The following is a 1,581-nucleotide window of genomic DNA, read 5'->3' on the forward strand; positions in this document are numbered from 1 at the left end:
ACACGCTCGACCACGCGAACTTTCTCTTCAAGACCTATAACCCAGTAGACGTAGAGAAGGTGAAACAGGCGGACGTTTTGAGGCTGGAAGGGCGCCGGCGCCGGAACAAAAACTGAAAGCTATTCCGAATTTTCCAGCCGCGTTGGGAAAGGCAATATTCTAAATATACTTTGTTCACGTCACGACCCGAAAATCCTTGGGCGAGATGACGCGAAAGTTGTCGGTGATCGAATCGCGGAACCGCGGCCAGTTCCGGGGGACTTTTTCACGCAGGAACCCAAGCATCGCATCGGCGAATTGGGTGCAGGTCGCGTAGGATTTGTTGTAGGTGACATGCTTGTGCATCACGCCCCATAGCCGCTCGATCGGGTTGAGATGCGGGCAATAGGGCGGAATGAAGTGCAGCTTTATTCGCCGTTGCGGCTGAGCGAGCCATTCCGCTACGATCTTCGCGTGGTGATAGCGCGCGTTGTCGAGAAAGACATGGATGATTGCCAGCATTGGATAGAGTGCCTCGATCGCTTCCAGAAGCCTGATCGTCGAGGCCGCGTCGACGGTTTCGACCTCGATCATTCGGGTTTGCCCGGTCTCGAGATCCACCGCGCCATGAATGTTGATACGCTGGCGCCCGCTCGTCTGCTCGATCGCGAGCTTCTCCTGGCTCGGCGCCCAGCAGCCGGCAGGCCGCACGGCATGGGTCGGGTGCACCGCGTCGGCGAACAGCACGGCCTCGTCGTCAGCCAAGGAGTTCAAGAGCTTATCGTAGCTCGCCATGAAAGCCTTCTGCTTCTCTTCGTCCAGCCTGCGCGGGATGACTTCCGGCTTGTGATATTCGAGCCCCAGGCGATGCAACAACGCGATCAGTCCCGAGCGACCCGCGTAGACGTGGCCGAATTCCTTCTCCATCCAGGCGCCGATCTGACGCGTCGAGCCCGGCAAGGTCGCCGCGACCCAAGACTTCAGCTTTTCCTGTTCTTCGCCGTTTATCTGGCAGGCGCTGCCACCGGCTTCGAAACGTGTCAGCCCTTCGATGCCGCCCGCGACGAACAAGCCGTGCCACCGGCGGATTGTGTCGTCGTCCAGCAGCAAGGCCAGGGCGACCTTTTCGCAACTCCAGCCAGAATCCAAAAGCACCAGCGCATTGGCCCGCCGCGCCAACCGATGCGCCGCCGATCCATTCCGCGCCAGGGCGGTCAGGTCGGCGCGGTCAGCAGGAGACAAAAAGCCGGCGCAAATCATCCCACAAGACGAATCCCAAAATCGCCCCAGCGCAAGCGGTTTTTCGGACTATCGATGAATCAGGGTATATTCTTATTCATGGCGTATCGTTCTCCTCTGGAGATTCAGGACGTTTGGTCACCATCCCCGATATGCCGCCCTTCTCATCCCGTCATCACCCACTTTTGCGCATAGCTCTCTCGACAATTTCACCGTACATGGATTCTGCTATGAAACCCCAAACCGACCTTACCTCACTTAATTTTACATTACTGCTAACCGGACAAATTCGAAATGTCGATGTTTTTACAAATATTTGTAAATCCCTAGAAACTCATAGAAATAGTTTTAACAATGTTATAT

The 1,581-nt window shown here is 56.0% G+C and carries 1 protein-coding gene; it reads right to left on the reverse strand.

Translation table 11 applies throughout. From position 1 onward, the window contains the following. Window positions 1-174: 174 nt before the first annotated feature. Complete coding sequence (locus WB402_RS12705; protein ID WP_424208420.1) at window positions 175-1,221, reverse strand: IS630 family transposase; 1,047 nt, start codon at window positions 1,219-1,221, stop codon at window positions 175-177. Window positions 1,222-1,581: the final 360 nt, after the last annotated feature.

Origin of the sequence: Sulfuricaulis sp., from assembly GCF_049587675.1 — a bacterium.
Classification (GTDB): domain Bacteria; phylum Pseudomonadota; class Gammaproteobacteria; order Acidiferrobacterales; family Sulfurifustaceae; genus Sulfuricaulis.